This window comes from Streptomyces sp. NPDC053069, assembly GCF_044546895.1.
Taxonomy (GTDB): domain Bacteria; phylum Actinomycetota; class Actinomycetes; order Streptomycetales; family Streptomycetaceae; genus Streptomyces.
The window spans coordinates 249,580-272,560 of the sequence record NZ_JBITZN010000013.1 but is presented as its reverse complement, the minus strand read 5'-3'; the positions used below and the strand labels follow the sequence as shown (position 1 = coordinate 272,560).

Here is a 22,981-nt window from a genome sequence, read left to right as displayed (position 1 = left end):
GGTTCGGCGGGCCGGAAGTGCGCCGGGCCCTACCGCTGGGCGGCGGCCGCGGCGGTGCGCTCCTCGCCTCTGCGGCGTGCCCGCTTGCCGTACAGCACCGTCCACAGGATGAGGCTGCCGAGGACGCCGTAGATCAGGACCGGGCTCAGGGCCACCATGGTGTCGATGCTCAGCGCGGAGGCCAGCGCAACGCGGACCACCGCCTCGGCGCAGTAGGCCACACCCCAGACCGCCGTCATCGTCCGCACGGTGGTGCGAAAGCCTTCGAACTCCCAGAGGCCGTTCCACCACGAGGTGCTCGCGGCGCTGCCGTCGGTGGCGAACTTGCGGCCGAAGTAGAACATGAGCGGTCGCGGCGCCAGCAGCGTCACCAGGCACAGCAGGCCGAAGAGCCCGGTGATGACCGAGTCCTTGACCAGCAGGGCCCGGGCCGAGTGGGCGCCGACGAGTGAGACGACAGCCGTGATGACCAGGAACACCAGGGTCACGATGGCGAACTCGTCGAGGCGGCGCCGCCAGGCAAGGTGCACGGCGCTGTCGAGCACCGGCCAGGCACCGCTCGCCAGCAGCGCGGCGAACTCGCTCCACCCCTGATCGCGCAGGGCGTTGTAGGTGAGGATCGGCGCCGCGACGTTCAGCGCGATGGTGAGGAACCAGCCGACCAGGGCACTGCCCCGGGACCGGGCGGGCGGCAGCGGGCGGTCCTCCGTCTGTGCCGCCCGCGCTTCCGACGTTATTGGCATGCCCATGGCATCCTGAGCAGACATGTATCCCCCGAAGTTCTTGCTGATGAAAGCGGTCGCCTCACGATGGGGCGGTGTGCGGCAGTGAGACAGAACAAAAGCCACCGTCAGCTCGGCACACCCCGCCGGGCGTGATCATTCACGAACAAGATCCGTTTTGGCAAGCGCCGGCGCCACCCGGTCCGGGGCGGCCGTTCGCCGGCAGGGAGGTGACCGCGCCCCTGGTTCCCGGTCAGGTGGCGTCCGGTGTGCCGAGGCCCGTCAGCGCGCCCACCGGGTCGAGGTCCGGGGTGCCGCGGGGCCACCAGTCGTCGTGGCCTGGCTCCGACTCGTAGGCGTACCACAGGCCGTCACGGCCCAGGCGGAGCTGGACATGGCCGCGCGGGTGCGTGAGGCGGTTGCGCCAGGGGCGGAACGCCGGCAGGTCGGCGGCGAGCAGCAACGGGCGGGCCCGGTCGAAGCGGCCGGCCGGCGGATCCCACGGCTCCTCCAGCACGGCCAGGCCCGCGAGCCCGCCCTGCCGCCAGGCGGCGACGGCACGCGCGAGGTCGGCCGGGGTGCGGCCTGCGGCCGCGGCGAGCGCGGCATAGAGGGTGCGGGTGGTGGCGGTGAGGCCGGAACCGGGGCGGGCGGCGGCCAGGCGCACCGCGTCCTGCCACAGCGTCAGCTCGCCCACCGGGTCACGTCCGGTGCCGAGCAGCGCATGGGCGCGGGCGGCGGCGTCGGTCGCCAGCTGGTCCAGCGCGAAGGGGTCCGGGCCGCCGGGTGCCGCCGGATACACCGGTGGCTGCTCGGGGTGCGGGGGTGCCGGCAACGGCGGCGGCAGCGGCGGGAGTGCGCGCGGAGCCAGGACATCGGTGGCCCGTACCCCGGGCAGGGACTGCGGCTGCCGCTCCTGGGCGGCGCGGGCCGCGCGGGCGGCGCTGCGCCGGGAGAGCGCGTCGAGCAGGTCCTTCTCACCCCGGCCCCGCAGCAGGAGCAGCACGAACGGGTCGGCGTCGAGCAGCCGTGCCGTCTGGTAGCAGAGCGCCGCCGCGTGCTTGCAGGGGTGCCCGGAGTCGGGGCAGCTGCACCGCGGGACGAGGTCACCGGGGCCGGGCAGCAGGGGAACCCCGCAGTCGGCGAGCGAGTGCGGCAGCTCCTTGTCGAGCAGTGCGGCGATGTGTCCCGGCCGGTCGGCGGCCACCTCCAGGAACCGCGCCCAGTCCTCGTCCTCCAGCGTCCGGACCCGCACCTGGACCCGGTACGGCCGGGGGCGGCTCCCGCGCACGTACGCCAGCACGAGCCCCGGGGTGACGGTGATCGCGTCCACGTGGCCCTGGTCCGCGTATCCGCGTCCGCGGGCCAGCCGCTTGGGATCCAACGCGCCCTGCTCCAGCGCCTCCACCCAGGCGTTGCCCCACCAGGTCGCCGCGAACGGCACCTCCCCGGCCCCGGCCTCACGCGCCCCGAACGCCGCGAAGGTGCGCCGCAGCTCGGTGTCGCGGTGGGGGCTGGCCATGGTGGGCGGCACGTGGGGGGAAGCGGGGGTGGAGCGGCTGGGCGTCGTGGGGTGCGGGGCGGTGGAGGGCGGGGCCGTCGGGTGCGGGGCGGTGGAAGACGGGGTCGTAGCGGGCAGGGTCGTAGTGGGCGGGGTGGCGGGATGCGGAGTCGTCAGGTGCGGGGTGGCGGGGGTGGCTGTCGCAGGAGGCGTGTGCGGGGTGGCCGACTCGGTGGCCGTGGGGTCCCCGGCGGGGGCGGCAGGCGTGCGGCGCGGCTCGGTGGAGTCGGTGAGCGGTGAGTGCGGCGACGCGGTCGACGCAGGCGTGCGGCGCGGCTCGGCGGAGTCGGTGTTCCCGGTGGTGTCGCCGGCTCCGACCGTGCTTGTGTCGTCCTCCGGGGTGTCCGACCACGTCGGCATCCGGAAGGCGTTCGCCAGGTAGTGCCGCATGTCCTGGGCGGCTTTGAGCCGGGCGGCCCGGGAGGCGGCGTCCGGCCCCGACCCGGCGCTCGGCACCGGCGAGCCGGGGTTTCCCGTGGCGCGTGTCTGGTGTCGGACCCGCGGCTCCGCCACCCGCGTACCCTGTCGCGCGGCCTCGTCCGCTTCCGCACGCAGCGCCTCGCGCCGGGCCGTACGCAGCGCTTCCCGAGCGACGTCGGCGGGGCGTCCGCCCGCCGAGCCCTCGGCACGGGCCTGCGGCACCGTCCCGACACCGTCCGGGGCGTCGTCCTGACGGGGGCTGCTCGCGCCGGCCGGCGCGGAAGCGGCGGTGGGGGAAGCGGAGGCCGGCTGTACCTCGTCGTCGCCCCGGCTCGGGGGCACCGCAGCAGCCGTCGGAGCTTCGCGCTCGTTCCGCCGCGCGGACACCGCGGCCCGGAGTGCCGCGCGCGCCGCGTCGCCGGGCCTCGGGCCGGTGGTCGCGGGGCGTCCCGGCGCCACCTCGCCCGGCACATCCGTAGCCCCCGCCGCGCCGGAGACGGTGGTCGCGGAGGCGTCCCCCGCTCGCCCGACGGCCCCCGACGAAGCTCCCGTCACTGGCGCCGCAGCACCCTCCGAAGCACCCACTGCTCGCCCGACGGCACCCACCGAAACAGCAGCCACTCGCTCAACAGCACGGTCGGAAACACCGGCCACCGGGCCAACAGCCCCCTCCGGCCCCTCCGACGCATGGGGCCCGGCCTGGAAAGACCCCTCCGAGGCGCCCGGTCCGCAGTGACCGCCCCGCTCGGCCGCGCCCGGACCGGCCTGAACCGAACCGCCGCTCACGCCGGGCCCGTGCTGAACTGCCGTCGACGACGCGTCCGGTGTGCCACCGGCCCGTTCCGCGGGCTCGGTCGCGGCCTGTTGCCGTGCTGCCCGCAGGGCGCGGCGGGCGGCGTCGCCGGGGCGGGGGGCGGGGGCTGTCATGCGGTCCTCCGCAGGGAGACGAGGTCGGACAGCTCGCGGTCGGTCAGTTCGGTGAGGGCCGCCTCGCCGGAGCCGAGGATGGCGTCGGCCAGGGCACGCTTGGCGGCGAGCATCTCGGCGATGCGGTCCTCGACCGTGCCCTCGGTGACCAGGCGGTGGACCTGGACCGGCTGGGTCTGGCCGATGCGGTACGCGCGGTCGGTGGCCTGTTCCTCGACGGCCGGGTTCCACCAGCGGTCGAAGTGGACGACATGGCCCGCGCGGGTGAGGTTCAGGCCGGTGCCCGCTGCCTTGAGGGAGAGGACGAGGACCGGGGTCTCGCCGTCCTGGAAGCGGTCGACCATGCGCTCGCGCTCGGGGACCGGTGTGCCGCCGTGCAGGAGGTCGACCGGGATCGCCCGGGCGGACAGGTGGGCGGTGATGAGGCGGGCCATGCCGACGTACTGGGTGAAGACGAGCGCCGAGCCGTCCTCGGCGAGGACGGTGTCCAACAGCTCGTCCAGCAGGGCGAGTTTGCCGGAGCGGGCCACGAGCCGGTCGGGGTGTGTCTCCTCCTTCAGGTACAGCGCCGGGTGGTCGCAGATCTGCTTCAGCGCGCCCAGCAGCTTCAGGACCAGGCCCCGGCGGGCGATGCCCTCGGCCGTCTCGATGGTGAGCATCGACTCGCGCACCACCGCCTCGTACAGCGCGGCCTGTTCACGGGTGAGCGGCACCGGGTGGTCCGTCTCGGTCTTGGGCGGCAGTTCGGGGACGATGCCGGGGTCGGACTTCTTGCGGCGCAGGAGGAACGGCCGCACCAGGCGGGCCAGGCGCTCGACCGCCGCCGGGTTCTCGTCGGCCTCGCCGTTCTCCACCGCTCGCGCGTGCCGGGCGCGGAAGGACTTCAGCGGGCCGAGGAGTCCCGGGGTGGTCCAGTCGAGCAGGGCCCACAGTTCGGAGAGGTTGTTCTCGACCGGGGTGCCGGTCAGCGCCACGCGCGCGGGGGCCGGGATGGTGCGCAGGGCCCTGGCGGTCGCGGAGTACGGGTTCTTCACGTGCTGGGCCTCGTCGGCGACGACCATGCCCCAGGTCTGTTCGGCCAGGCGGGCCGCGGTGGAGCGCATGGTGCCGTACGTGGTGAGGACGAAGCCGCCGTCCAGGCCGTCCAGGGTGCGTTCGGGGCCGTGGAAGCGGCGGACGGGCACACCGGGCGCGAACCGGGTGATCTCCCGCTGCCAGTTGCCGAGCAGGGAGGCCGGGCAGACCACGAGGGTCGGTTCGGTGCGGGCCCGCTTCAGGTGCAGGGCGATGAGGGTGACGGTCTTGCCGAGGCCCATGTCGTCGGCGAGGCAGCCGCCCAGGCCGAGGGAGGTCATCAGGTCCAGCCAGGCCAGACCGCGCAGTTGGTAGTCACGGAGGGTGGCGGCGAGGCCGGCGGGCGGCTCGGCGGGGCGCAGGCCCGCGGTGAGCCGGTCACGGAGGGCGGCCAGCGCACCGACCGGGACGGCCTCGACGGTCTCGCCGTCGACGTCGGCGGTGCCGGTGAGCGCGACGGACAGCGCGTCGACCGGGTCGAGCAGGCCCAGTTCGCGTTTGCGGGCCTTGCGGACGAGGGCCGGGTCGACCAGCACCCAGCGGTCCCGCAGTCGTACGACCGGACGGTGGGCCTCGGCGAGGGCGTCCATCTCGGCTTCGCTGAGCGGGTCCCCGCCCAGCGCCAGCTGCCAGCGGAACCGGAGCAGGTCCTCGCTCTCGAAGAAGCCGGTGCCGTCGGTCGCCGAGCCGGGCGCCGGGCGGACCACCGCGGTGGCCGTGAGGTCGCGGGCGAGGTCCCGGGGCCAGTGCACGGCGACCCCGGCTGCGGCCAGCCGGGTGGCCGCCACACCGAGCAGGTCGCCGAGCTCGTCCTCCGAGAGGGCGAGGACGTCGGGCACGTCCTGTTCTGCGAGCCGGTCCAGCGGCGGCCACACGCGTGCCGCGCGCCGCACGGCGAGGGCGGCGTCCACGCGCGCGCGGGGCCCGAACGCCGTGTCGGCCTCCCCTGCCCACAGGGCCGTCGCGTCGGCCACCAGGGTGGGGTCGGCGAGGCTGTGCACCTGCACGATGGCGGCGCCGGCGTTTCTCAGGTCGGTCGTCTGGGGGGTGTCGTCGCTCGCGCCGGCGTCGAAGACGTCGTACGCCGACAGATCCAGGCGGAGCGAGATGCGTACGCCCGCGTCCATGCCGGCGGCGACCTCGGCCGCCCACTCATGAGCCTGCGGCAGCGCCACCGGCTCCGGGGCGGCGAAGGGCCGCCCGCAGGTGAACGGGGCGGCCGGGGTGCGGGGCAGGGTGTCGGCGACCGCGTCCAGGAAGTGACGGACGAGCGCCTCCGGCTCGGGCAGCCGCAGCGGCCCCGGGTCCGGGAGGGGTACCGCATGGCCCTCGGGGGGAAGAGCCGCGGCGATCGCGCGGGCGTGGGCGATGTCGTCCGGCTCCAGCGGGCCGGCCCGCCAGGCGTCGTGCCCACCCGGGGTCAGGCCCGGCAGCAGGCGGCCGCGCGCGACCAGCCGCAGCGCGTGCAGCGCGGCGGCGCCCCAGCAGGCCGTGGCCGGATGGGCGGCCGGGTCGCGCCGGGCCCGGACCAGCAGCGGCAGGGCCTCGGTGAGCGGCAGGGTCAGCGCGGGTACCTGCCGGCGGCGCACACCGGCGCCGTGGCGTCGTACGACCGTGAGCTCGGCGGTGCCGCCCTCGACGGAGCCGCCGTCGGGGTCCCAGAAGGCGATGCGGCCCTCGCGCGGGAGGGGCGCGGGCAGATAGACGGAGGGGAGGCGCACCGGGGCCGGGTTCCCGGCCGGGCCGGAACCCCGCGTGCGGTCGGCCACCGCGGCCGTGCCGCCGTACATCCGTTCTGTCATACGTCCTGCCACCTCCCGCCCGTGTGTCGGATCAGATGTCTTCGACTCTACGGGCGGGGTCTGACAATCGGCCCCGGGCACCGGCCGGGGCCGGTGTTCACGGCACCGTGCGGGAGACGACGTAGACCATCGGGTTCTTCGGGTCGGACAGGTTCACCACGACGTCCTGGGTCGGCGCCGGGTTCTTCTGCTCATGGGTCAGTCCCCACCAGGGGCCGGGTCCGGTGAAGTGCCAGCCGCTGACCTTCTGGTCGCGGGTGCCGATGGCGATGTCGCCCTTCTTCAGCCGGTCCCGGCGGGTGCCCATGGTCTGCAGGAAGCTGTCCAGGCCGGCGGCGTTGGTGCGGAACTGCGCGTAGAGCCGGCTGGTCTTCCAGTTGTTCGTCTCGTAGGAGGCGGTGGCATCGGCCGGGTGCGGCACGGGCACCTGGTAGAGACGGCACTGCACCTTCGACGGCGCGCCCGGGGTCAGGCCGGTCGCCGAGTACTTCGCCTCCTTGTCCTTGCCGCTGTCGCGGCTCAGGTTGGCGGAGATCACCAGGTAGCGCGCGGGCACGCCGATCAGCAGGCCGATGATCAGCAGGGTGAGCGCGCGGCGCCGGGCCCTGTGCCGGGGGGTCTCGGCGGTGCGGTGCGGCTGGTCCGGCGGGGCGGCCTGGCGGGGCAGCGACGCGGTCATGCGGTGTCCCGGTCGCGCCGGGCCTGGGCGTACCGCTCGTAGCGCTCGTAGCGCTCCACCCGGCGGCGCTTGGCCCGGCGGAACCGGCGGGCGACCAGCCGGGCCAGATCGGCGGCGCCGACCATGCCGGCCTCGGGGCCGAGCTGGGCGCGGGTGATGCGGGCCTCGGGGCGGTAGCCCCGGCCGGTGAGATGGCGCTTGAAGGCGTCTCTGGCCGGGCCGATGAGCAGGTCGTCGGCGGCCGAGACGCCGCCGCCGATGACGAAGCAGGAGGGGTCGAGGGCGGCGGCGAGGTTGGCGATGCCGACGCCGAGCCACTGGCCGATGTCCTGGAGCAGTTCCACGCACATGGCGTCGCCCTCGCGGGCCAGCTCGGTGATCGTCGGGCCGGTGATGTCGTCGATGTTGCCCTTGACGTGTTCGATGATCCCGTAGGCCACCGGCGAGTCGGCGGCGGCCAGCTCCTTGGCCTCGCGGACGAGAGCGTTCCCGGAGCTGTACTGCTCCCAGCAGCCGCGGTTGCCGCACGGGCACCGGTGCCCTCCGGGGACGACCTGCATATGGCCGAACTCGCCGGCGACCCCGAACTTGCCGCGCTTGACCTGGCCGTCCTCCAGGATGGCGCCGCCGATGCCGGTGCCGAGCGTGATCATGACGAGGTGGTCCTCGCCCCTCCCTGCGCCGAAGCGCCACTCCGCCCAGGCGGCCGTGTTGGCGTCGTTGTCCACGAGGACCGGCACGGAGAGGCGGCCGCTCAGCCGGTCGCGCAGCGGTTCGTTGCGCCAGGACAGGTGGGGGGCGAACAGCACGCGGTTGCGGTCGGCGTCGACCCAGCCGGCCGCGCCGATGCCGACCGCGTGCACGTCGTGCCGGTCGGACAGGTCCAGGACCAGTTCGACGATGGTGTCCTCGACGACCTTCGGGCTCTTGGACTTGTCCGGGGTCTCCGTGCGGAGCTTCTCCAGGATGTTGCCGTCGGCGTCCACGACGCCCGCCATGACCTTGGTGCCGCCGATGTCGATGCCGACCGTGGGCACCCGGGGTGCGGTCAGGTGGGAGCGGCGTTCCCTGGTCCCGACCGTACGGAGGACCGGGGCTCGGCGGGAGCCGATGGGGGCGGTGAGGTCGCGGTAGGTGCTCATCGTTTGTCGATTCTGCCTCACCGCTGATGTGGGTGACGTACGGGACAGGGGGAGGGGAAGGCGCGAGCGTCGCCGGGTGCGGCATGCGTCGCGGTCACTCGCGCACTGCCCCGCGCCCCTCAACCTCGCTGCAGTTCATGGACCAGAGCGTCCAGGTCGGCTCCGCCCGCCATCTGCTTGGTCAGCTCGTCCAGTGTTGTTTCGTCCCGTGTGCAATTCCCCACCATGGTGCCCCTTCGCAGCAGCACGAACCTGTCCCCCACCAGGTGTGCGTGGTGCGGATTGTGGGTGATCAAGACAACGCCCAGGCCCTCGTCACGTGCCGCGGCCACATATTTCAGGACCACACCGGACTGCTTCACCCCCAGCGCCGCCGTCGGCTCGTCCAGGACCAGGACCTTCGCGCCGAAGTGGACGGCGCGGGCGATCGCCACGCACTGGCGTTCGCCGCCGGAGAGGGTACCGATGGGCTGGTCGACGTCGCGGAGGTCGATGCCCATGCGGAGCAGTGCCTCGCGGGTGGTGCGGCGCATGAGGTCGGTGTCCAGGCGCTTGAAGGGGCCGACGCCCTTGCGGGGCTCGGAGCCCAGGAAGAAGTTGCGCCAGACCGGCATCAGCGGGACGACGGCCAGGTCCTGGTAGACGGTGGCGATGCCCCGGTCCAGGGCCTCGCGCGGGGAGGTGAGGCGGGTCTCCTCGCCCTCGATGCGCAGGGTGCCGCCGTCGTGGCGGTGCAGGCCCGCAATGATCTTGATCAGGGTCGACTTGCCCGCGCCGTTGTCACCCAGGACGCAGGTGATCTCGCCCGCGTGGACCTCCAGGGAGACGCCTTCCAGGGCGCGGACGGTGCCGTAGCGCTTGCTGACGTCGGTCAGCTCCACGAGTGTCACTTGCTCGCCTCCGCGCGCTTGCGGACCCAGGCGTTGAGCAGGGTCGCGAGGAGCAGCATCGCTCCGAGGAAGAACTTGAACCAGTCGGGGTTCCACTCGGCGAAGACGATGCCCTTGCTGGTCATGCCGAACAGGAGGGCGCCCACGGCGGAGCCGATCGCGCTGCCGTAGCCGCCGGTGATCAGGCAGCCGCCGATGACGGCCGCGATGATGTAGATCAGCTCGTTGCCGACGCCCTCGCCGGACTGGACGGCGTCGAAGGAGAAGAGCAGGTGCTGGCCGGAGATCCAGGCGCCGAAGGCCACGCCCATATAGAGGGCGATCTTGGTTCTGGCGACCGGGACGCCGACGGCGCGGGCCGCGTCCTCGTTGCCGCCGACGGCGAAGATCCAGTTGCCGGCTCGGGTGCGCAGCAGGATCCAGGAGGCGAGGGCGACCAGGCCCAGCCACCACAGGATGGTGACCTTGAAGTCGACGCCGCCGAGGGTGAGGGCCGAGGCGAAGACGGCGTGGGCGCTCGGGAAGCCCTCCATGTCGGCGATGGTCTTGGTGGAGACCGTGCCGTCGATCAGCTTGGTGAAGCCGAGGTTCATGCCGGTCAGCATCAGGAAGGTGCCCAGCGTGACGATGAAGCTGGGCAGTTTCGTGCGGGTGAGCAGGAAGCCGTTGAAGGCGCCGACGGCCAGCGTCACGAGGAGGGACACGCCGGCGCCGACCCAGGTGTTCGCCGTCATCTGGTAGCTGAACATCGACGAGATCAGCGCGGACGACGTCACCAGGACGCCGGCCGACAGGTCGAACTCGCCGCCGATCATCAGCAGGGCCACGGGTACGGCCATGATGCCGATGGTCGAGGAGGCGTACAGGACCGTGCTGAGGCTGGCGGCGCGCAGGAAGCCGTCGGCTGCGAAGGCGAAGAAGACGAAGACGGCGAGTGCGCCGACCACCGAGCCCAGTTCGGGCCGGGAGAGCAGTCTTCTCAGCGGCGAGGTCTGCAGAATCCTTTCATCAGCGGATGTGCTCATCGGGTGCCCCGCTCGGTGTACGCGGCCAGCGCGGAGGCCTGGTCCTTGGTGATGATCTGCGGGCCGGTCAGGACCGGCTTGCCGCCGCCGAGGACGTCGCCGTTGTACTTGTAGGCCCACAGCAGGTCGACCGCCTCGTAGCCCTGGAGGTACGGCTGCTGGTCCACGGCGAAGCCGAGGGTGCCGCCCTTCAGGGAGGCAGCGACCTTGGCATTGAGGTCGAAGGTGTCGATCTCGGCCTTGCTGCCGGCGTCGGCCTTGGCCTTCACGGCGGTGTCCGCGTACGGCGCGCCGAGGGTGACGACGGAGTCGACGGAGCCGTCGGCCTGGAGCCTGGCCTCGATGGCGGACTGGACGTCGGGCATGTTGGTGCCGTTGACGTAGAGCTTCTGCAGCGTGCCGTGGAAGGTCTTGGCGATGCCGTCGCAGCGCTGTTCGTGGCCGACGTTGCCCTGCTCGTGCAGCACGCACAGGGCCTTCTTCTTCCCGCGCCCGTTCAGTTCGTCGCCGACGGCCTCGCCGGCGATCGTCTCGTCCTGCCCGATGTGGGTGAGGGCGCCGAAGGCCTTGGACTCGGCGGAGCCGGAGTTCACGGTGATGACCGGGATGCCGGCCTTCTCGGCGCGGGCCACCGCGGCCTTCATGGCGTCCGGCTTGGCGAGGGTGACGATGATGCCGTCGACCTTCTTGTCGACCGCCGCGTCCACCAGCTGCGCCTGCTGCTGGGCCTCGTCGTCGTGCGAGTAGAGGAAGTTGATGTTGTCCTTGACGGCGGCCTGCTTGGCGCCGCTCTGCACGATGTCCCAGAAGGTGTCGCCGTCTCCCGAGTGGGTGATCATCGCGAAGGTCCAGCGCGGGGTGTTCACCGCCGCCCTCCCCTGGGCCGCGGCGGCCTTGCGGGCGTCCTCGGCCCGCTTGCCTCCGGTGCTGCTGCAGGCCCCCAGGGACACCGAAAGTGCCCCTGTCAGCGCGATGACCGCCCAGATCCGAAACCGTGCCACGAGGCAGTGCCCCTTCTTGCTGTGTTCTTGCTCCGACGGACGAGAGGGACCGCCGATGGCCTCGGCAGCCCCAAACGCTCCAGTATCGAACACAGGTAACACTCATGACGCGGCAGGGAGCGCCCACCCCGTCCGATTGTCCGGACATTGCGACGAGCAGCGGGGTGCCGTCAGGGCCGGACGAGCAGCTGGAACTCGAAGGAGTAGCGCGTCGGGCGGTAGGTGTGGTCGCCGAACTCGACCGCGCGGCCGGTGTCGTCGAAGGTGGTGCGCTGCATGGTGAGCAGCGGGGCGCCCTCGGTCTCGCCGAGCCGCTCGGCCTCGGCGGCCGTGGCCCCGCGGGCGCCGATGGACTGGCGGGCGCTGTGCAGGGTGATGCCGGCGGAACGCATCAGCCGGTACAGGCCGGTGGCCTCCAGCTGGCCGGTGTCGAGGTCCAGCAGGCCGGGCGGGAGGTGGTTGACGAGGTACGCCATCGGCTCGCCGTGCGCGAGGCGCAGCCGCTCGATGCGGTGCACGTCGCTGCCCTCGGGGACGCCGAGCGCGGCGGCGACGGCGGCGGAGGCCGGCAGGACGCTGTTGACCAGGACCTTGGTCGCGGGGCGCTGGCCGGCCGCCTCCAGGTCGTCGTAGAGGCTGCTCAGCTCCAGCGGGCGCTTGACCTGGCTGTGCACCACCTGCGTACCGACACCGCGGCGGCGCACGAGGAGTCCCTTGTCGACCAGGGACTGGATGGCCTGGCGGACGGTCGGCCGGGACAGGCCGAGCCGTGCGGCCAGCTCGATCTCGTTGCCCAGCAGGCTGCCCGGGGTGAGGCTGCCGTGCTCGATGGCGGCCTCCAGCTGCTGGGAGAGCTGGAAGTACAGCGGCACCGGGGAGCTACGGTCCACGCGGAGGTCGAGCGACACGGTCGGGTCCACATCTGGTTTCGGCACGAGCCCGAGCGTAGCCCCGTGATCGGTTGACGGGAAGTTGTGTAGTCCGATTGTCAGGACATACGCATTGACAGGGTGCGGTCTCGGCCCTCACTTTGTTTCCATGCGCATCGGGGTCATCGGTACGGGCCGCATCGGCACCCTTCACGCGAGAACGCTCAGCCGCCACCGCGAAGTCGGATCGCTGATCCTGACGGACGCGGATCCGGCGCGGGCGCAGGCGCTGGCGCACCGGCTGGGCGAGACGGCGGCGCCGGGGGTGGACGAGATCTTCACATGGGGCGTGGACGCGGTGGTGATCACCACGGCGACGGCGGCCCATGCCGAACTGATCGGCCGGGCAGCCCGCTCGGGCCTGCCGGTGTTCTGCGAGAAGCCCATCGCGCTCGATCTGCCGGGCACGCTGCAGGCGCTCACCGAGGTGGAGGCGGCCAGGACGGTCCTGCAGATGGGGTTCCAGCGGCGCTTCGACGCGGGATACGCCGGCGCCCGCGAGGCCGTGCGCGCGGGACGGCTCGGCCGGCTGCACACCGTGCGCGCGATGACCTGCGACCAGTCCCCTCCCCCGGCCGAGTGGCTGCCGCTGTCCGGCGGGCTGTTCCGGGACACGCTGATCCACGACTTCGACGTGCTGCGCTGGGTGACGGGCCGCGAGGTGGCCGAGGTGTACGCCACCGGCTCGGACGGCGGCCCCGCCATGTTCCGCGAGGCCGGTGACGTGGACACCGGCGCGGTGCTGCTCACGCTGGACGACGGCACGCTCGCCACGGCGACGGCGACCCGGCTGAACGGCGCGGGCTACGACGTGCGCATGGAGCTGGCCGGGGAGCGGGACACGGTCGTGGTGGGGCTGGACGACCGTACGCCGCTCGCGTCCACCGAGCCGACCGGGCCGCCGCCCGCGGACAAGCCGTGGACCGGCTTCCTGGAACGGTTCGGGCCCGCGTACGAGGCGGAGCTGAACGCCTTCGTGGACGTGATCCGCGGCGAGCGGACCAATCCGTGCGACGGCCACGAGGCCCTGCAGGCCCTGCGGATCGCCGAGGCCTGCGAGGTCTCCCGGCGGGAGCGGCACCCGGTGCCCCTCACCGACATCCCGGACCGCCCACGCCCGTCCGACGGCTGACCACGACACGCCCACCGGCCGAGCGACGGCCGAGCGACGGCCCCGTGACGACGGCCACCACGCGAGCGGCCCCGGGCCACGCTGTGCCGGGGCGGAGCGGTGGCCGGCAGGTGCTTGCTGCAGGGACAACGCGTGGCGCGCGGGCTCAGTGACCGTCCTCCTCCAGGAGTCCGGCGTCGTAGGCGAGCAGCGCGATCTGCACGCGGTTGTCGAGGCCGAGTTTGGCGAGGATGCGGGAGACATGCGTCTTGACGGTGGCCACGCTCATGAACAGTTCGGCGGCGATCGCCGCGTTGGCGAGGCCGCGGCCGACGGCGACGGCGACCTCGCGTTCGCGGTCGTTGAGGGCGGCGAGCCGGTCACGCGCGCGTGCCTGGCGTGCGTCGGCGGCGCCGCCGGCCGCGTGCCGCATCAACTGCCGGGTGACGGCGGGCGACAGGACGGGGTCGCCGGCCGCGACCCGGCGCACGGCGTCGACGATCTCGGCGGGCGGGGTGTCCTTCAGGACGAATCCGGCGGCGCCCGCGCGCAGGGCGTGCAGCACCTGCTCGTCGGCGTGGAAGGTGGTGAGCACCACGACCTGCGGGGCATCGGCCCGTGCGCGCAGCCGCTCGGTCGCGGTGAGCCCGTCCACCGAGGGCATCCGCAGGTCCATGAGGACGACGTCCGGCCGGGTGCGCACGGCGAGTTCCTCGGCCTGGGCGCCGTCCGCGGCCTCCCCGACGATCTCGATGTCCTCGGCCCCGCCGATCATCAGGGCCAGTGCGGCGCGTACGAGCGGGTCGTCGTCGACGAGGAGGAGTCTGATCGGTGTCATGGGCCTTACGTAATCACGGTGCGGGCGGCGCATGGAGGCCCTGCCGGCGGACGACGGCATCGTCAGGACGTGGGTCCTGTCCGGGCCCATGGCAGCCAGGCCCGTACCGCGAACCCTCCGTCGGACGTGGTGCCGTGCTCCAGCCGGCCGCCGGCCAGGCTCGCGCGTTCGGTGAGGCCGATCAGGCCCTGCCCGGAGCCGGGGACGGGCGCGGGCTCGGTGGTGGGCGGCGGGTTGGTGACGGCCAGGGTGAGTCCGTCGCCGGGCGTGCCGGTGAGGCTGAGGGCGACCTCGGCGCCGGGGGCGTGTTTGCGGGCGTTGGTCAGGGCCTCCTGGGCGATGCGGTAGGCGGTGCGGCCGACGGAGGCGGGGACGGCGGCCGGGTCGGCGACGCGGTGGTCGAGGGTGACCTTCATGCCCGCATCGCGGCACTCGGCGACGAGGGCGTCCAGCGCGGCCAGCGTCGGGCGCCGCTCGCCGGCCGTCTCCTCGGACTCGCCGGCCCGCAGCACGCCGATGATCTCCCGCAGGTCCTGCAGCGCCTCGTGCGCGCTCTCCCGGATCACTCCGGCGGCCCGGGTGATCTCCTCGCGCGGTGCGTCCGGCCGGAACTCCAGGGCGCCCGCGTGCACGCTGAGCAGGGTGAGCCGGTGGGCGAGGACGTCGTGCATCTCGCGGGCGATGGCCTCGCGGGCCAGGCGCTGGGCCTGCTCGGCGCGCAGCCGTGCCTCGGTCTCCGCCCGGTGGGCCCGGTCCCTGAGGCTCAGCATCAGCATCCGCTTGGAGCGGACGAACATGCCCCAGCCGATGATCGACACGGTGAGCAGCGTGGTGAACGCGACCGTTCCGGCGTAGGGCAGGTCGGGGTCGGGCCGCAGCCAGTAGAAGAGCGGGACCAGCGCGAGGTCGACGCCGCCGATCCAGGCCACATAGCGGAAGGGCCGGTGCACGGCGAGCGTGAACGTGGCGACCATCGCCGCGCCGCCCGCGGTGTTCGACAGCAGGCCGACCGGGACCAGCGCGGCGGCGAGCCCGACCGGCCACCGGCGCCGCAGCCAGACCGCCGCACAGGCGACGGCGCCGAGCGCCTGGTCGAGGACGGCGAGGGAGTACGGCAGACCGGGTTCGTCGGACACGGACTGCGCGGCCGCCAGAGCGAGGACGGCGGCCAGCAGGAAGCACGAGAAGTCGACGACCCAGTCGCGCGCGGTGCGCCGCGGCCGCCGGCCGGAGGCGCGGGCGTCCGGGTCCAACTCGTACACCAGGGCCGAGGGAAACAGCCAGCGGCGGCCTGCGAACCCCTGTGTCACCCGTATCGGTTCGTCCTTGCTCACGGTCGCCAAATCTACGCAGGATCGGCCGCGGGAACCCTGCCGTGTGCCGGATCAGCGACCAAAGTCGCACGCGTGTGGACTTTCGGTGGCGTGACGCGGCGGAGCGGTCCTGTGGCGCCTCGACGCTCGCCCCGTGGCCGGCGTGGGGGCAGGTCGCGGGGCGGGCGTCGGGGCGGTGAACGGGACCGGTCGGCTCAGCAGCCGAAGTCGATCAGGGCGAACGTGGCGTAGTGGTCGGAGGTGTAGTAGTCCTCCTGGGACTCCTCACCGGTGACGATGCGCCGGGCACCGCGCGTCGGGGAACCGGGGGTGACCACCGTGTACTCGTGGTAGTAGCCGGACTGCTCGCTCGGCAGGACGCCTTCCTTGTTGGAGAAGACGGTGCCGTCCTGCGCGTACGGGTAGGGGCCGCCCTGGTCGATCAGGTCCAGGGTGTGGTGGGCCTGCGAGGGCAGGGCGCCGTAGCAGATGCTGCCGACCGACGCGGCGGCGGCGTCCGCCGTGGTGGCGGAGACGGTGCCGCCCACGAGGAGGGCGGACAGGAGGGCTGCTGCGGCGCCGATACGAGTGGCGCGTGGGGGGAATCTCATGCCTTCATGATGACGCGCGTAGATGTTGGCATGTCAACGACAAAGTTGAAAATTTTCCCGTCAAGTCCGAGGAGTTTTCGCGAAGTTAACCTGCCGCCCGGCGTCCCCACGCGGTCCCCGCAAGCACCAGCGCGCCACCCACGAGCCCCGGCGCGCCGAGCCGTTCCCCGCCGAGGGCGATACCGGCAGCGGCGGCCCACAGCGGCTCGGTGCCGAGCAGCAGTCCGACCCGGGACGGGGAGGTACGGCGGACCGCCCACATCTGCACGAAGAAGGCGAACACCGTGCACAGCCCCGACAGGAACAGCAGCCCGGCCCATTCCCGCGGGCCGAAGTGCGCCGCCGCCGTCCAGGGCGCAGGGCCACCGGAGACGGCGGACAGGAGGGCGAACACGGCGACGGACGCGCCGAGCTGGACCGTGGTGAGCGGCAGCGCGTCGGCGCCCTGTACGGCGCTGATCCGGGACATGGCGAGCACATGCAGCGTGCGGGCCAGCGCGGCGAGCAGCATCAGCAGGTCGCCGGTGCCCGGCCGGGTGAAGCCGCCGCCCTGGGTGAGCAGCACGACGCCCAGCACGGACAGCAGCGCCGCGCCGAGGAAGCCGGGGGCGGGCCGGGTGCGGGTGACGGCGGCCTCGGCGAGCGGGGTGAAGACCATGGTGAGGCTGATGATGAGGCCCGCGTTGGTCGCCGAGGTGTGCACCACCCCGTAGGTCTCCAGCAGGAAGATCCCGCTGAGGATCAGCCCCAGAAGGCAGGCGCCGCGCCACTGGGCGCCGGTGAGCGCGCGCAGCGCCCGACGGCCGGCCACCGCCAGGACGGGCACGGCGAGCGCGAAACGCAGGACCAGCACGGCGAGCACCGTACGGGCCGTGGTGATGTCCTTGGCCGCCAGGTAGCTGGCGCCCCAGCAGACCGCGACGAGCAGCACGGGCAGGTCGGTGTGCCAGGCGCGACGGGGCGCGGCGTCCCGCCGCCGGATTCCCGTCGTCCGCCCGGAGGGCGGGCCCGGCGGCGTCCGGTGGGTGCGATCGCAAGGCGCCGGAGCGCCTTCGTGACGGAGCCACGTGGGCGGTTCGGCAACGCGGCGAGCGGGCGTGCCGGACGCCGCCGGGCAGGCGGGTATCCGGCGACGGGGCGCGAGGGCGGCTCCCGGTGCGGCGATCGACGACATGGGTGCGGGTCTCCCGGTCTCCGGAGGGGGTGCGGAGACGTCGGCGGCTCGCACGGGGCGCGATCACCGTACCGGCGGGGACGAGCTCGGCCTACGGGTTTTCCGGGAGCTCGTAGGAGCCGTACCGCGGCCTCCCGGCCGGGTCGTAGGACTGGATGGAGACACCGGCGGCGGTGACGCGTCCGGCGGTGTGCGTGAAGGCGGTCGGTACGGCGCCCTCGGCGAACAGGCGGAGGCCGGTGCCGAGCACCACCGGGAAGGTGACCAGGTGGAGGGTGTCGACGAGCCCGAGGTCGAGCAGGGAGCGGACCAGGGCGCCGCTGCCGTGCACCTGGAGCTCGCCGTCGGTGCGCTCCTTGAGGGCGGTGACCTCCTTGGCGAGGTCGCCGCCGATCACGGTGGTGCCGGACCAGCCGGGGTCGGTGAGGGTGGACGAGGGGACGTACTTCGGCAGGGCGTTCAGCCTGGCGGCGATCGGGTCGGCGGGATCGGTCACCTTCGGCCAGTACGACGCGAAGATCTCGTACGTACGGCGGCCGAGCAGGAACGCGCCCGCGCGCTCGAAGACCTCGGTGACGAACCGGCCGAAGTCGTCGTCGCCGTACGTGAAGCTCCAGCCGCCGTGCTCGAAGCCGCCCCGGGTGTCCTCCTGGGGGCCGCCGGGCGCCTGGTACACGCCGTCGAGGGTGATGAAGACGGTGGAGACGAGCTTGCCCATGGCGGGTGCCTTCTTTCCGGGTGCGGGGTCCGTGTCATCGGCTCAGACCCCGCACGCACCCGTAACTCATCGGTTCAGCCGGCGTTGGTGGAGAACAGGCCGCCCGTCGGGCCCTGCTTGTCGCCGCCCTGGGCCTTCTTCAGGGCGTTGGCGAGGGACTCGATGGTGAGGGACTGCAGGATCACCCGGCCGTTGCCCTCCAAGGTGGCCAGGGACAGGCCCTCGCCGCCGAACACGGCGTTCATGATCCCCTGGCGGTTGAGGCCGCCGACGCGCTGGACGCCGTACTGGATGCCCTCCTCGAAGGCGACCACACAGCCGGTGTCCACCTCGATACGGCCGCCGAAGTCCGCCGGGTTGAGGTCGATGAAGTTGCCCGCGCCGGCGATGATCACCGTGCCGTACCCGGTGAACTTCTCCAGGATGAAGCCCTCGCCGCCGCTCATGCCCGTGCGGCCGCCGGCGAAGGCGATGCCGAAGTCGACGGTGGACTCCGCGGCCACGAAGGCGTCCTTCTCGGCGAACCACGCGCGGGTGCCGTCGAGTTCCAGGGCCCGCATCTCGCCCGGGAGCACGCCGGCGAAGCCGACCGTGCCCTCGCCGCCCTGGGAGGTGAAGTACTGGAACGCCAGGGACTCGCCCGCGAGCATGCGCTGGCCCACCTGCATGGCGGTGCCCATGGCCTGGCGCAGCAGACCGCCCATGCCGCCGCCCCCGCCGCTCTGCCCCTGCTGCCCGCCGTTCCCGGATGGTCCGGACAGCCGCGTCTCCATGGTCACGTTCGTGGTCTTGAACAGGAACTTTCCGGCCTCGCAGTACACGGTCTGGCCGGGCTGCAGGTTGACGACCGCCATCTGCATGGCGTTGCCGACGATCTCTTGCTGAAGGGTCACGCGAGAAGAACGCGCAAGCCGGACCCATAAATTCCAGGGAGCCGCGAACTGGGTCCGTACGGGTGACACGCGGGGCGCTCCGGTGCTGTCCGGGCCGGGGCGCCCCGCGCGCACAGGGGGTGGGGTCAGCCGCCCAGTTCCTGGTGCCGGGCGGCGAGGCCCGTCGCGCCCTGTTCGGTCAGGGAACCGTACAGGCGCAGGCGGGAGATGCCGCCGTCGGGAAAGATGTCGATCCGCGCGTGCGTGCCGACGGCCGGCTCGGGGAGCACGAAGCGGTGGTTGGTGTCGGGCTGCAGGCGGGTGCGCGGAAGGATCTCCGCCCAGTCGCCGTTCTCGCCGTCCTTCACGGACACCGACGCCCAGCCGGCGCTGTTGCCCTTCAGGTATGCGGTGTCGATCTCGATCGCGCGGATCCGGGACTGGGCGGCCAGCCCGTAGCGGATCCAGTCGTTGCCCTGGTCACGGCGGCGGCGGGTTTCCCAGCCGTCGTCCATCTTGCGGGAGCGGCCGGGCTGGATGGTGTTGGTGGCCGGGGAGTAGAAGAGGTTGGAGGCGTCCTCGACCCGGCCGCCGTTCTCCAGGGCGACCACGTCGAAGGTGCCGAGGACCGCCAGCCACTCGGGGTCGGGGACGACCTCGCCGTACACGCGCAGCCGGGCGATGCCGCCGTCGGGGTGCTGGTTGACCCGGAGGTGCGTGAAGCGCTGCTCCACCGATACGGAGAAACCATTCGCCGCGTGGCCGCCCACCGCCGTGCGCGGGACGATCGTCGTCCACTTCACGTCGTCGCCCAGCAGCTCCTCCGGAGACGGCGAGCCGGGTACGGAGGTGGCCTCGATCGAGACCGCCTGCGGGTAGTTGCCGCGGAAGTGGGCGGTGTCGACGACGATCCCGCGGATCACCCCGGGCGCGCCGAGGCGGACCAGCGCCCAGTCGTGGTCCTCGGCGGTCGGCCACGGGTGCTCGGCGGAGACTCCACGCCGGCGGCGGGTCTCCCAGCCGTCCATGACCTTGCCCTTGTGCCCGAAGTGCTCGGGGTCGAACTCGGCGGGCTCGGGCACCAGCAGGTTCTCCCGCTGGGCGAAGAACTCGTCGTTGGCGGCGATGACACCGGCGCCGAGCTGCCGGTCGGCGAGGTTGGCGTACTGGGTGAAGGGGAAATCGGCGGTGCGGTAGTCCGCGTACGGGTCGCCGCCTCCGTAGGGGTTCGCGTCGCCGGTGTAACTCGGTATCGCCGTCACGGTGATCAGGGGTTCCTTTCTGGGCGTCGGCCGGGTGCGGAGGTGGCTCACCGGGGGCGGCTGAGCAGCGTGCCCTTCGGCTCGCTGAACTCGCCGTCCGCGACGATGCGTTCGCCGCGCAGCCAGGTGGACTTCACGACGCCGTACAGGGTCTTGCCGGCGTACGCGGTGACCCGGTTGCGGTGCTGGAGACCGGCCGGGTCGACGGTGAAGGTCTCGTCCGGGGCGAGGACGGCGAAGTCGGCGTCGCGGCCGGGGGCGATCGCGCCCTTGGCGGCCTCCAGGCCGGCCAGGGCGGCCGTCCGCGTGGACATCCAGCGGACGACGTCCTCCAGGCCGTGACCCCGCCTACGGGCCTCGGTCCATACGGCGGACAGGCTGAGCTGGAGGCCGGAGATGCCGCCCCAGGCGGTGGCGAAGTCGTCGGTCTTCAGGTCCGCGGTGGAGGGCGAGTGGTCGGTGACGACACAGTCGACGGTGCCGTCGGCCAGCGCCTCCCAGAGCAGGTCCTGGTTGGCGGCCTCGCGGATGGGCGGGCAGCACTTGAACTCGCTGGCGCCGTCGGGGACTTCCTCGGCGGTCAGGGTGAGGTAGTGCGGGCAGGTCTCCACGGTGATCTGCACGCCCTCGGCGCGCGCGGCGCGGATCAGCGGCAGCGCGTCACTGGAGGACAGGTGCAGGACATGCACGCGCGCGTGGAGGCGGCGGGCCTGCGCGACGAGGTTCGCGATGGCCGTGTCCTCGGCGTCGCGCGGGCGGGAGGCGAGGAAGTCGGCGTACCTGGGGCCGCCGTGCTGCGGGGCGGCGGCGAGGTGGTGCGGGTCCTCGGCGTGCACGATCAGCAGGCCGCCGAAGCCGGCGATCTCCGCCAGGGACTGGGCCAGCTGGTCCTGGTCGAGGTGCGGGAACTCGTCCACGCCGGACGGGGACAGGAACGCCTTGAAGCCGAAGACACCGGCGTCGTGCAGCGGGCGCAGGTCCTTGACGTTGTCCGGCAGGGCGCCGCCCCAGAATCCGACGTCGATGTGCGCCTTGTCGGCGGCCACCTCCTGCTTGACCCGCAGGTTCTCGACGGTCGTGGTCGGCGGGAGGGAGTTGAGCGGCATGTCGATCAGCGTGGTGATGCCGCCGGCCGCCGCCGCGCGGGTGGCGGTCCAGAAGCCCTCCCACTCGGTGCGGCCAGGGTCGTTGACGTGCACGTGGGTGTCGACCAGGCCGGGCAGCAGGACGTGGTCGCCGAAGTCCTCCAGCCGCGCCCCGGCCGGGACCTGGGCGTCGTACGGCAGGACGGCCGTGATCTTCCCGGCGGACACGGTGACCGCGGCGGCCCGTGTCCCCTCCGGAGTGATGACGCGCGTCGAGCGCAGGACCAGTTCAGCGTCGGACACCCGAACCCCTCTCTGTATCGCCGTTTTACGCCCAGGAAACGGGATTTACACCCACGAAACGGATTTCAACGTTCTGTTGAAGGAGTCTTCACTCCCGCTCCCCCGCCGTCAAGGGGCACACTTCCGGGCAGCGCGCGGCCGCACACACTCTGGACTTTTCCACAAAGCGGAATTAGAATTCCAGCAAGCAGAACGTAGCTATGTACGAGCAGGGAGTCAACCGGCCGCCGGGTAGGCTTCTGCCCTCCTGTCAGCCCCGAAAGGAACGCGCCGTGCCGACGTCCAGCGCCAGCACCAACGACTCCGCCAAGTCCTCCGCCGGCGGGGTCCAGTCCCTCGAGCGCGCCTTCGACCTGCTGGAGCGGATGGCGGACGCCGGCGGCGAGGTCGGCCTGAGCGAGCTGTCCGCGACCAGCGGGCTGCCGCTGCCGACCATCCACCGGCTGATGCGCACGCTGGTCGCCTGCGGATACGTCCGCCAGCAGCCGAACCGGCGGTACGCGCTCGGCCCGCGCCTGATCCGGCTCGGCGAGTCGGCGTCCCGGCTGCTCGGCACGTGGGCGCGGCCCTACCTCGCGCGACTGGTCGAGGAGACCGGCGAGACCGCGAACATGGCGCTGCTGGACGGCGACGAGATCGTGTACGTGGCGCAGGTGCCGTCGAAGCATTCGATGCGGATGTTCACGGAAGTGGGCCGACGGGTCCTTCCTCACTCGACCGGTGTCGGCAAGGCACTCCTCGCCGGTGTGCCGGACGACGAGGTGCGGGCGCTGCTGTCCCGTACGGGGATGCCCGCCGCGACGGAGAAGACCATCACCACGCCGGACGGGTTCCTGGCGGCGCTGGAGGACGTACGGCGGGCCGGTTACGCCGTCGACGACAACGAGCAGGAGATAGGAGTCCGGTGCCTGGCGGTGTCGGTGCCGGAGTCTCCGACGGCCGCGGCGATCTCCATCTCCGGGCCTGCCGGGCGGGTCACCGAGGAGGCGACCGAAAAGATCGTGCCGGTGCTGCAGCAAGTGGCTCGGGAACTCGCCCAGGCCCTCGCGAGTTCGGGCGCCTGAAGCACCTGAGGGGCGCAGGGGACTGCGCGACGTACCGCGAGGGGCCCGCAGCCGCCGAACGCGCGTCGCGGCTTGTCGCGCCCACGCGGCGGAGCCGCATGTCGACACAGCTCCGCGCCCCTGGGGAACCGCACTCAGCTCCGCTGTGTCGGCCCCCCGAACAGATCCACCGCCTGACGCACCTCCCCCAGCCCCCTGGCCAGGGCACTCACCGAGCCGATGGCGCCGGCGATCAGTAACAGGGAGCTGCGCAGGCGCGGAATCTCCGGCGCACCGCCGGAGGCCATCGCCGCCAGCGCCGCCAGTTCGTCCTCGGCTATGGCGCGGTCGGGGAACTCGGAGGGGAGCGCGGCGAGTTCGCGGCGCAGCCGGGACACCGCGGTTCGCAGTTCCGCCACTCTCGGGTCCTCGCCGCTGCCGGTCACTGGCCTCTGCCCCAAGCTCCGCAACACAGCCCT

At 72.9% G+C, this 22,981-nt stretch carries 20 protein-coding genes; 2 read left to right on the top strand and 18 right to left on the bottom strand.

The window, feature by feature from the left end:
- Positions 1-29: 29 nt before the first annotated feature.
- From ACIGXP_RS28625 to ACIGXP_RS28585, 9 genes are all read right to left on the bottom strand, one after another.
- The gene (locus tag ACIGXP_RS28625; protein WP_399773038.1) at positions 30-767 is read right to left on the bottom strand and encodes a VC0807 family protein; all 738 of its coding nucleotides are present in this window, start codon (positions 765-767) and stop codon (positions 30-32) included.
- 208 nt (positions 768-975) lie between these two features.
- Positions 976-3,258 (bottom strand): SWIM zinc finger family protein, encoded by a 2,283-nt coding sequence (locus ACIGXP_RS28620; RefSeq protein WP_399773036.1) that lies wholly within the window; start codon positions 3,256-3,258, stop codon positions 976-978.
- Between the two features lie 368 nt (positions 3,259-3,626).
- Positions 3,627-6,494, bottom strand: a complete 2,868-nt coding sequence (locus ACIGXP_RS28615; RefSeq protein WP_399773083.1) for an SNF2-related protein — start codon at positions 6,492-6,494, stop codon at positions 3,627-3,629.
- A gap of 109 nt (positions 6,495-6,603) precedes the next feature.
- Positions 6,604-7,185: a sugar kinase gene (locus ACIGXP_RS28610; RefSeq protein WP_363216572.1), complete on the bottom strand. Its 582-nt coding sequence runs from the start codon at positions 7,183-7,185 to the stop codon at positions 6,604-6,606.
- Complete coding sequence (locus ACIGXP_RS28605; RefSeq protein ID WP_363216573.1) at positions 7,182-8,327, bottom strand: ROK family glucokinase; 1,146 nt, start codon at positions 8,325-8,327, stop codon at positions 7,182-7,184. The genes ACIGXP_RS28610 and ACIGXP_RS28605 overlap by 4 nt, the downstream gene beginning before the upstream one ends.
- Positions 8,328-8,446: 119 nt before the next feature.
- Positions 8,447-9,217, bottom strand: coding sequence for an ATP-binding cassette domain-containing protein (locus ACIGXP_RS28600; protein WP_399773032.1), 771 nt, complete (start codon positions 9,215-9,217; stop codon positions 8,447-8,449).
- Positions 9,214-10,242: an ABC transporter permease gene (locus ACIGXP_RS28595; RefSeq protein ID WP_399773030.1), complete on the bottom strand. Its 1,029-nt coding sequence runs from the start codon at positions 10,240-10,242 to the stop codon at positions 9,214-9,216. The genes ACIGXP_RS28600 and ACIGXP_RS28595 overlap by 4 nt, the downstream gene beginning before the upstream one ends.
- Positions 10,239-11,243 carry a sugar ABC transporter substrate-binding protein gene (locus tag ACIGXP_RS28590; protein ID WP_399773028.1) on the bottom strand — a complete coding sequence of 335 codons (1,005 nt, stop codon included), beginning with the start codon at positions 11,241-11,243 and terminating at the stop codon, positions 10,239-10,241. The genes ACIGXP_RS28595 and ACIGXP_RS28590 overlap by 4 nt, the downstream gene beginning before the upstream one ends.
- A gap of 170 nt (positions 11,244-11,413) precedes the next feature.
- Complete coding sequence (locus tag ACIGXP_RS28585) at positions 11,414-12,151, bottom strand: GntR family transcriptional regulator (RefSeq protein WP_363216605.1); 738 nt, start codon at positions 12,149-12,151, stop codon at positions 11,414-11,416.
- Between the two features lie 130 nt (positions 12,152-12,281).
- On the opposite strand from ACIGXP_RS28585, the gene ACIGXP_RS28580 reads away from it, so the two are divergent.
- Complete coding sequence (locus ACIGXP_RS28580; protein WP_399773025.1) at positions 12,282-13,304, top strand: Gfo/Idh/MocA family oxidoreductase; 1,023 nt, start codon at positions 12,282-12,284, stop codon at positions 13,302-13,304.
- 145 nt (positions 13,305-13,449) lie between these two features.
- Here ACIGXP_RS28580 and ACIGXP_RS28575 read toward each other — a convergent pair whose 3' ends face one another.
- The 8 genes from ACIGXP_RS28575 to allB all read right to left on the bottom strand — a co-directional run bounded on the left by ACIGXP_RS28575 (position 13,450) and on the right by allB (position 21,459).
- The gene (locus ACIGXP_RS28575) at positions 13,450-14,121 is read right to left on the bottom strand and encodes a response regulator transcription factor (protein WP_363216578.1); all 672 of its coding nucleotides are present in this window, start codon (positions 14,119-14,121) and stop codon (positions 13,450-13,452) included.
- 62 nt (positions 14,122-14,183) lie between these two features.
- Entirely contained in the window at positions 14,184-15,455 is a 1,272-nt protein-coding gene (locus tag ACIGXP_RS28570; RefSeq protein WP_399773021.1) for a sensor histidine kinase, read from the bottom strand.
- A 194-nt stretch (positions 15,456-15,649) separates the two neighbouring features.
- Positions 15,650-16,045, bottom strand: coding sequence for a ribonuclease domain-containing protein (locus ACIGXP_RS28565; protein WP_399773019.1), 396 nt, complete (start codon positions 16,043-16,045; stop codon positions 15,650-15,652).
- An 85-nt stretch (positions 16,046-16,130) separates the two neighbouring features.
- Positions 16,131-17,027 carry a DMT family transporter gene (locus ACIGXP_RS28560; RefSeq protein WP_399773080.1) on the bottom strand — a complete coding sequence of 299 codons (897 nt, stop codon included), beginning with the start codon at positions 17,025-17,027 and terminating at the stop codon, positions 16,131-16,133.
- 283 nt (positions 17,028-17,310) lie between these two features.
- On the bottom strand, positions 17,311-17,937 hold the full coding sequence (locus ACIGXP_RS28555) for a dihydrofolate reductase family protein (RefSeq protein WP_399773017.1): 627 nt from the start codon (positions 17,935-17,937) through the stop codon (positions 17,311-17,313).
- 74 nt (positions 17,938-18,011) lie between these two features.
- Positions 18,012-18,830 (bottom strand): AIM24 family protein, encoded by an 819-nt coding sequence (locus tag ACIGXP_RS28550; RefSeq protein WP_363216582.1) that lies wholly within the window; start codon positions 18,828-18,830, stop codon positions 18,012-18,014.
- Positions 18,831-18,955: 125 nt separating this feature from the next.
- A complete protein-coding gene (gene alc, locus ACIGXP_RS28545; protein ID WP_399773014.1) occupies positions 18,956-20,071 on the bottom strand; it encodes an allantoicase in 1,116 nt (371 codons plus the stop codon).
- 47 nt (positions 20,072-20,118) lie between these two features.
- Positions 20,119-21,459 (bottom strand): allantoinase AllB, encoded by a 1,341-nt coding sequence (gene allB, locus ACIGXP_RS28540; protein WP_399773012.1) that lies wholly within the window; start codon positions 21,457-21,459, stop codon positions 20,119-20,121.
- 272 nt (positions 21,460-21,731) lie between these two features.
- Between allB and ACIGXP_RS28535 the strand changes: the two genes are divergently transcribed.
- Positions 21,732-22,523 (top strand): IclR family transcriptional regulator, encoded by a 792-nt coding sequence (locus tag ACIGXP_RS28535; protein ID WP_363216585.1) that lies wholly within the window; start codon positions 21,732-21,734, stop codon positions 22,521-22,523.
- Positions 22,524-22,657: 134 nt separating this feature from the next.
- Here ACIGXP_RS28535 and ACIGXP_RS28530 read toward each other — a convergent pair whose 3' ends face one another.
- Entirely contained in the window at positions 22,658-22,975 is a 318-nt protein-coding gene (locus ACIGXP_RS28530) for a DUF5955 family protein (RefSeq protein ID WP_399773008.1), read from the bottom strand.
- Positions 22,976-22,981: the final 6 nt, after the last annotated feature.

What these genes read in the sequence shown, in the direction of transcription:
- ACIGXP_RS28555 (WP_399773017.1), bottom strand. Translation starts at nt 17,937, where the DNA reads ATGGGCAAGCTCGTCTCCACCGTCTTCATCACCCTCGACGGCGTGTAC.
- ACIGXP_RS28605 (WP_363216573.1), bottom strand. Translation starts at nt 8,327, where the DNA reads ATGAGCACCTACCGCGACCTCACCGCCCCCATCGGCTCCCGCCGAGCC.
- ACIGXP_RS28575 (WP_363216578.1), bottom strand. Translation starts at nt 14,121, where the DNA reads ATGACACCGATCAGACTCCTCCTCGTCGACGACGACCCGCTCGTACGC.
- ACIGXP_RS28615 (WP_399773083.1), bottom strand. Translation starts at nt 6,494, where the DNA reads ATGTACGGCGGCACGGCCGCGGTGGCCGACCGCACGCGGGGTTCCGGC.
- ACIGXP_RS28610 (WP_363216572.1), bottom strand. Translation starts at nt 7,185, where the DNA reads ATGACCGCGTCGCTGCCCCGCCAGGCCGCCCCGCCGGACCAGCCGCAC.
- ACIGXP_RS28595 (WP_399773030.1), bottom strand. Translation starts at nt 10,242, where the DNA reads ATGAGCACATCCGCTGATGAAAGGATTCTGCAGACCTCGCCGCTGAGA.
- ACIGXP_RS28580 (WP_399773025.1), top strand. Translation starts at nt 12,282, where the DNA reads ATGCGCATCGGGGTCATCGGTACGGGCCGCATCGGCACCCTTCACGCG.
- ACIGXP_RS28565 (WP_399773019.1), bottom strand. Translation starts at nt 16,045, where the DNA reads ATGAGATTCCCCCCACGCGCCACTCGTATCGGCGCCGCAGCAGCCCTC.
- ACIGXP_RS28625 (WP_399773038.1), bottom strand. Translation starts at nt 767, where the DNA reads ATGTCTGCTCAGGATGCCATGGGCATGCCAATAACGTCGGAAGCGCGG.